The organism is Bacillus sp. AR2-1 (assembly GCF_008368755.1).
GTDB lineage: Bacteria > Bacillota > Bacilli > Bacillales > Bacillaceae_G > Bacillus_A > Bacillus_A wiedmannii.
On sequence record NZ_QORY01000026.1, the window covers coordinates 41,032 to 48,315 of the forward strand.

10 protein-coding genes are annotated in these 7,284 nt (G+C 34.6%); 1 reads left to right on the plus strand and 9 read right to left on the minus strand.

Going from position 1 to position 7,284, the window contains the following annotated elements; all coding sequences use genetic code 11:
- Positions 1 to 265: 265 nt before the first annotated feature.
- Positions 266 to 550 carry an AbrB/MazE/SpoVT family DNA-binding domain-containing protein gene (locus DT250_RS25900; protein ID WP_000843039.1) on the plus strand — a complete coding sequence of 95 codons (285 nt, stop codon included), beginning with the start codon at positions 266 to 268 and terminating at the stop codon, positions 548 to 550.
- Between the two features lie 20 nt (positions 551 to 570).
- Here DT250_RS25900 and rsmI read toward each other — a convergent pair whose 3' ends face one another.
- The 9 genes from rsmI to DT250_RS25945 form a co-directional block, all read right to left on the minus strand.
- Positions 571 to 1,446 (minus strand): 16S rRNA (cytidine(1402)-2'-O)-methyltransferase, encoded by an 876-nt coding sequence (rsmI, locus tag DT250_RS25905; protein ID WP_000267812.1) that lies wholly within the window; start codon positions 1,444 to 1,446, stop codon positions 571 to 573.
- Positions 1,415 to 1,705 carry a GIY-YIG nuclease family protein gene (locus DT250_RS25910; RefSeq protein ID WP_000414343.1) on the minus strand — a complete coding sequence of 97 codons (291 nt, stop codon included), beginning with the start codon at positions 1,703 to 1,705 and terminating at the stop codon, positions 1,415 to 1,417. Before DT250_RS25910 ends, rsmI begins: the two co-directional genes overlap by 32 nt.
- On the minus strand, positions 1,692 to 2,432 hold the full coding sequence (locus DT250_RS25915; protein WP_149213912.1) for a tRNA1(Val) (adenine(37)-N6)-methyltransferase: 741 nt from the start codon (positions 2,430 to 2,432) through the stop codon (positions 1,692 to 1,694). Before DT250_RS25915 ends, DT250_RS25910 begins: the two co-directional genes overlap by 14 nt.
- Before the next feature lie 121 nt (positions 2,433 to 2,553).
- The gene (gene yabA, locus DT250_RS25920; protein ID WP_000412057.1) at positions 2,554 to 2,907 is read right to left on the minus strand and encodes a DNA replication initiation control protein YabA; all 354 of its coding nucleotides are present in this window, start codon (positions 2,905 to 2,907) and stop codon (positions 2,554 to 2,556) included.
- A gap of 14 nt (positions 2,908 to 2,921) precedes the next feature.
- On the minus strand, positions 2,922 to 3,749 hold the full coding sequence (locus tag DT250_RS25925) for a PSP1 domain-containing protein (protein ID WP_000272429.1): 828 nt from the start codon (positions 3,747 to 3,749) through the stop codon (positions 2,922 to 2,924).
- 5 nt (positions 3,750 to 3,754) lie between these two features.
- Positions 3,755 to 4,738, minus strand: a complete 984-nt coding sequence (gene holB / locus DT250_RS25930; RefSeq protein ID WP_046954526.1) for a DNA polymerase III subunit delta' — start codon at positions 4,736 to 4,738, stop codon at positions 3,755 to 3,757.
- 35 nt (positions 4,739 to 4,773) lie between these two features.
- Positions 4,774 to 5,400, minus strand: coding sequence for a dTMP kinase (tmk, locus tag DT250_RS25935; RefSeq protein WP_000677225.1), 627 nt, complete (start codon positions 5,398 to 5,400; stop codon positions 4,774 to 4,776).
- A gap of 1 nt (position 5,401) precedes the next feature.
- Positions 5,402 to 6,823, minus strand: coding sequence for an aminotransferase class I/II-fold pyridoxal phosphate-dependent enzyme (locus DT250_RS25940; protein WP_149213913.1), 1,422 nt, complete (start codon positions 6,821 to 6,823; stop codon positions 5,402 to 5,404).
- Positions 6,824 to 6,895: 72 nt separating this feature from the next.
- On the minus strand, positions 6,896 to 7,075 hold the full coding sequence (locus DT250_RS25945; protein ID WP_000647291.1) for a sigma factor G inhibitor Gin: 180 nt from the start codon (positions 7,073 to 7,075) through the stop codon (positions 6,896 to 6,898).
- Positions 7,076 to 7,284 lie beyond the last annotated feature (209 nt).

Sequence of the window (7,284 nt, forward strand, 5' to 3'; positions counted from 1 at the left end):
TCATATTTCAAGAAAATATACAGTCCTTACTTACAGTCCATAAATTTTTCTGAAAATAAAGTGAAATAATAGTAGAAATTACTCTCATTCTATTATATATAAGAAGTAAGAAATCTATAAATCTTTTTAAAAAATATAGAATTAAAGAATTGACGGAAATGTAAATGATTGGTATCATATGTCCATAGGGTATTTTGTCGAAAAATGACGAATCTAGAAAATAGACTCGAAACTTATAAACTATTTCTTTAGGAGGAAAAGAATTATGAAATCTACTGGTATCGTTCGTAAAGTTGATGAATTAGGTCGTGTAGTAATTCCAATCGAATTACGCCGTACTTTAGGTATTGCAGAAAAGGATGCTCTTGAAATCTACGTTGATGACGAGAAAATCATCTTAAAAAAATATAAGCCAAACATGACTTGCCAAGTAACTGGTGAAGTATCTGATGGTAACCTATCTTTAGCTGAAGGTAAAATTATCTTAAGCAAAGAAGGCGCTGAGCGAATCTTAAACGAACTTCAAGATTATATCGAAACAGCAAAATAAGCTTCTCAATTATGAGAAGCTTATTTTTTATCGACATGATAGATTTGATATACATCGCGTTTCGACAAATCTCGATCTTTAGCGACTGTTTTTATTGCCTCTTTTGAATTCATACCTTTTTCGTTTATATAATGTTCAATATGATCATATACCGAAATAGATTCCCACCATTGTTCTTCTGGGGTAGGTTCTTCCGTTGAACCAGCTACTAAAATACAAAACTCGCCACGAACTTCATTTTGTTTCGTCCACTCAATTGCTTCCTCAACTGTTCCACGAATAAATTCCTCAAATTTTTTCGTTAACTCTCGACATAATACAATTTCTCTATTTCCCAACACTTCTTGCATCGAGATTAAAGTATCATCTAAACGATGGGGCGCTTCATAAAACATCATTGTAGTTTGTACATAACGAAGCTTCTCTAACTCCATTTTTCTTTCTTTTTTATTTCTTTGTAAAAATCCATAGAAATAAAATTGTTTTGTTTCAAGACCTGATGCAATTAATGCTGTAAGGGCTGCATTTGCCCCAGGAAGCGGGATTACATGATACTGTTCTGCTACAGCCTCTACAACAATATCGTAACCTGGATCGGAAATACAAGGCATACCAGCATCACTAACAAGCGCTACAGTCTTTCCTTCGTCTAACTTCCCTAATATTTTCTTACCACTTACTTCCTTATTATGCTCATGGTAACTCATAACGGGGGTTTCAATTTCGAAATAATTACAAAGTTTTTTCGTTTGTCTCGTATCTTCAGCAGCAATTAAATCAGCTTCTTTTAAAATTCGGATTGCACGAAATGTCATATCTTCTAAATTTCCAATAGGAGTTGGTACTAAATATAAAACTCCCTTTTCATTTTGTTGAAAGCTTTTTTGTTGCCACATAGCGTTCTCCTTTTTGCATATATTCTTCTTTTTGTTTTCTATTTAACTGCTTAAAATAATACTCTGCTTGCATAGCTGTACGCTTATCTTCATGAAATTCTATGTATTTTAAAACAACAGGAAGTCTAGCACGCGTATACCTAGCCCCTTTTCCACTATTATGGGTCTGAATCCGCTTCTCTATATGATTTGTATATCCTGCATAATAACTTCCGTCAGAGCACTCTACTACATAAAAACAATGCTTATTCTTCTCCATATAAAATTGAACGAATCTCCTTTGTATATTCATTATTTTCTTCATATACAAAAAGGGGTGGCAATATTTTCAAATCTGCGTTTCCGTCTTTAATCCCTTCAATTAACAATGTATTTGCTTCTTTCCCTGCCTTAGGATAAATAAATCGTACACGCTTTGGTTCAATTTTGTATTTACGCATTAATGTAACAATATCTAGCAAACGACCTGGACGATGTACAAATGCTACTTTCCCGCCTTGCTTTACTAATTGACTACTTGCAGAAACAACATCCTCTAATGTACACATAATTTCATGACGAGCTATCGCTAAATGTTCATTCATATTTTTCTCAGAAGTTGCAGGTGTTTGAAAATAAGGGGGATTACATGTAACTACATCATATTGATGACGTCCAAGTTTCTCCGGCATATCTTTCAAATCCCCATGTATTAAGTGAATTCTTTCTTCTAACTTATTGTATTGAACGCTTCTGATTCCCATATCATATAAACGTTCTTGAATTTCTACACCTGTAATGTTTCCCTTTGTTCTTGTACTTAATAAAAGGGGGACAACTGCGTTACCTGTACACAGATCAAGTACATTACCTTTTTGAATCGGCACCCAAGCAAAGTCTGCAAGTAAAACAGCATCTAACGAGAAATTGAATACTGATGGGCTTTGTACAATCTTCATATCTTGCGCTAATAAGTAATCTAAACGTTCATCTTCATATAAATTCATATGTTACTCCTTTTCTTACACTTAACCTACCCTATTTCTTCTTCTACTAATAAAAAAACATATTTCATTCTACTCTCATGTATAAAAAATTACCTTTCCAATTATCATTGGAAAGGTAATTTCACTTTTTATTTAAAAATGACAGGCAGAATAAACAATCTCCCTCTTTACGTACACTTCCATAATGCAGATTACAAATATGAAAACCTTCTTGATATAGCCTTGCTAAATTATCGTAGCCTTCGCCAATATCAGTTGTCTTCGGCTTCACTTCTTTACGTTTTTGAGTTTTTTGTTTTTCCTTAATCTGCACTTCTTCAAAGCGGTGTCGCAAATTTTCATTTTCCATTTTTATATGTTGGTTCTCTTCCAACAACTCTGCAAGATGTTGTTTTAATTCTCCCAACTGTTTGTATAAATGTCCAATTTGCTCTTCCATACTAGAAACCGATGCAAAAATATCTTTTTTCTCCACAAGCACCCACCTCATTAATCTGTGGTTTGACTCGAAACGACCCCTTTATTCACTAACTCATCTAACGTATATTCTACTATCCGTTCCTTGTCTACTAGTTCCACTTGAATTAATCTTTCTAAAATATTTAATCCGATAACACGGCCAGTACCATGCGGGGTTTGTATACGTTGATCTAAATCAGGAAGTTGTTCCTTTGCTGCCTCATATTCATCATTCTCATATTTTAAGCAACACATTAAGCGACCACATAAACCAGAGATTTTTGCAGGATTTAATGATAAATTTTGATCCTTTGCCATCTTAATGGATACAGGTTCAAAATCTCCTAAAAAAGTAGAACAACAAAGCATACGACCACACGGACCAATACCACCAAGCATCTTCGCTTCATCACGAACACCAATTTGTCTTAGTTCAATTCTTGTCCTAAAAATTGCCGCTAAGTCCTTCACTAGTTCGCGGAAATCAATCCGACCATCCGCAGTAAAGTAGAAAATAATCTTATTTCGATCGAACGTATACTCTACATCTACAAGTTTCATATCAAGATTATGCTCTACTACCTTTTGCTGACAAACTTGATATGCTTCTTTCGCAGCATGTTTGTTCTCTTCAACAATGGTACGATCATTTTCATTTGCAATACGAATAACCTTTTTTAGCGGTAATACAACGTCGTTTTCATCAACTTGCTTTTTGGTAATAACTACTTTTCCGTACTCAATACCTCTTACTGTTTCTACAATTACAAACTCATTTTCAGAGATATCGAACTGATTCGGATCGAAGTAATATACCTTTCCGGCCTTCTTAAAGCGAACACCTACTACATCATACAAAACGGTCATCCCTCCTGCAACCGCAACACTAACTGTTCGAACACAAGCTGCGCATTTACATTAGCGTTGATTCTATTTTTTGCCTCTAATATATTAAAGAGAGCTGATACAATGCGCTTCTGAGCATAGGAGAAAGATTCAAACATCTCTTTCTGCTCATGAAAAACAAGACGATCTTCTTCTCCAAGTTGAACATATAATAAATCCTTATAAATAAGGAGCAACATATCTAAACCTTGCTGTAATTGTTCTTTCTCTCTAAAGTGTTTCCCCCATTTTTCTTGTACAAAAAAAATAGAGGCTTTATCCTTTTCGAGCGCTTCACATAATTTTATCACTAAAGCTCGTGCTTGTGCAAACCATTCATCACTACATAAAGCTAAAGCTTCATCAAAACTATTCGTGAGTTGCGCAGCAAGTGTCGATAAAGATGCCGTAATACCTTCATCCTGTAATCTTCTAATTAAAGATTCCGTAGGTAACGGTCTAAATGTAACAACTTGACAGCGAGATAAAATCGTATTTAAAATTTGATGACTTTGTTCAGTAAGTAAAATAGCTGTTGTATCACTACTTGGTTCTTCTAAAAATTTTAAAAGTGTATTCGCTGCATTTGCTGTCATACGATCTGCGTGCTCAATAATATATACTTTTTTATTTGCTTCTAATCCTGTTTTTGAAAACTCTTCTTGTAAATCATGAATTTGCTGCTTCTTAATAGATAATCCGTCTGGTTTTACAATATGTAAGTTAGGGTGGTTACCTGAATCAATTCGCTTACAATTTGTACATACGTGACAAGGCTCTACCCCATTCCGCCCAGAACAGAGGAAACTCTTTGCCATTTGAATTGCCGTTGCAAACTTTCCAGTCCCTTTCCCTCCCTCTAACAAGTAAGCGTGGGATATACGCTCTTTTGCAATGCTATTCATCAACATTTTTACACCGATGGGTTGTATAGCAGAAAGCTGCTCCCACGTCTTCGTCATAATGCATACCTCACTTATTTCATTCTTTCCTTCTATTATAACAATTTATCTTCTATAATCTGAACAACTTCTTCTATAAGTTTTTCCATTGGTTGATCAGCATTTACCAATACAATACGATCTGAGAAACGTTCTACAACTTGTAAATATCCTTCACGGACACGTTTATGGAAAGAGATATCTTCCATATCTAATCGATTCACTTCACGTCCTGCATCTTTTTCAATGCGAGCTAAACCAATCTCTGGTTCAATGTCTAGGTAAATCGTTAAACTAGGCATACAGTCCTCTGTTGCGAAACGATTTATTTCAAATACTTTATCCATACCTAATCCTCTTGCATATCCTTGATACGCTAAAGAGCTATCTATAAAACGATCACATAATACAAGGTAGTCCTCGTTAAGTGCCGGCATAACCTTTTCCACCAAATGTTGTCTACGTGCAGCAGCATACAGAAGCGCCTCTGTACGTGCCTCCATCATCGTATATTCTTGTTTATGTAAAATTGTTCTAATATCCTCTGAAATTGCAATGCCACCTGGTTCTCTCGTCGCCATTACCTTTTGTTCTTTTTGTTCAAAGTACGGCAATAAACTTTTAATTAACGTTGTTTTACCCGAACCTTCTGGACCTTCAATTGTTACAAATAATCCCTTCATTCTAAAACCTACTTTCTATATCATACACTTTCATATATTTCGTGCTACCTTGAAAACGAGCGCCTGATTGCTCTAAATACATAATTTGCTCTTTATGTTCTGAAGTAATTCTTTCTCCATACATAATCAATGGAATTCCAGGTGGGTACGGAATTACCATTTCTGCCGCTATCATCCCAACTGCTTCTTCTACAGATACTACTTTTGTTTCATATCCTTCCAGTTGTTTATATGTATACGGTAAAGGAGAAAATTCTCCTTTATAAGTATAACGAATAGATTCCTTCTTGTCTTTCACCTCATAATATTGCAATGCCTCTCGGATCATCTCTATAGCCTTCATATACCCCTTATTTACTTGCAAGGGCAAAATAAATAGAACATTATATGGATCCGCCATTTCTGTATATATACCGACCTTTTCAAATACAGACTGTAATTCGTATCCTGATAACTGACAACGTGTCTGTACAGTAACCTTTAACTCGTCTTGTAATGGATATTGTAAAATAGCTATTTGTGGAATAGAACATAATTCGTCTTTAAATCCCCGTAAAAACTCGACAATTTCATCATGTCCCTTTTCTTTTATACGTGCTATTGTAAAGCGTGCAATATCAAGAGAAGTCATAATTGGATACGATGGACTACTAGATTGTAGCATACTTAAATAGGTAGAAACTTTTTCTTCTTTCACTAAGCGACTATTTATATGTAAATAGGACCCCATTGTCATCGCGGGTAATGTTTTATGTGCAGAATGAACTACAATATCTGCACCATATGCTAATGCTGACTTTGGAAATGCTCCCCCTAAACAAAAATGGGCTCCATGTGCTTCATCTACTAAAACGGGGATTTTATGTGCATGTGCATAAGCGATGCTTGCCTCTAGATCCATCCCCATACCATAATAATTAGGATGCGTTAAAATGAGTGCTTTAGCATTTGGATATTTTTCAATTGCTTCCTTAATAATTTCCTCATGAATTCCCACTGGTACATTATAAGCTTCATCAATCCATGGATCTAAAAAAATTGGATTTGCGCCCGCTAATTTTAAACCATTAATAATTGATTTATGACAATTTCTTTGTACAAGAACAATATCATGTTCCCCACAACAAGACAAAATCATTGCTAGGTTCCCTACTGTTGAACCATTAATTAAAAAATAACTTTTTTTCACTCCATATACATCAGCTAATAACTGTTGTGCCTCATCTATACATTCAAACGGACTATGTAAATCATCTAACCCTGACAACTCAGTTACATCGATAGATAGTATATCTTTAAACTCCCCTACAGCTTCCTGAGGGAAGTTTAAACCATTTTTATGACCTGGAACATGAAAGGATAACGGCCCTCTTTCTTTAAACTCTGTTAATGCCTCATATAGAGGTATGCGATTTTGATTCATCTATATCTCTTCCTTATTATTTCATTCTTCCTCTATTATACAGAACAAAAAAAATAATAGGCATATGCCTATTTAAAAATATGATACTTCTAATTTCCGAAGCTGTTTTAAATAATATATATACTTCGGATCATTTGTCTCCGTATTCACCATATCCTTTTCACATTCATAACATATTAAATTATTATAAACATATATCCCTTCTTTTCTTTCTGTCTCACAAACAATACAAACTTCATTTTGTGCTTTCATAATCTTCCCTCCCTATTTAAATGGACATATTTTATACTTCTATTCCTTAACAATTTACAGAAAAATATACATCCATCTCTTATATAATATGATTAACCCTTGGGCAACGTGTTTGTATTACCATTACTTCTTTTTTCGTACTGTTTGAAAACAGAAAAAAACACAAGTCAAAAGACTTGTGTTTTTAGTTGCTTGGCGACGTCCTACTC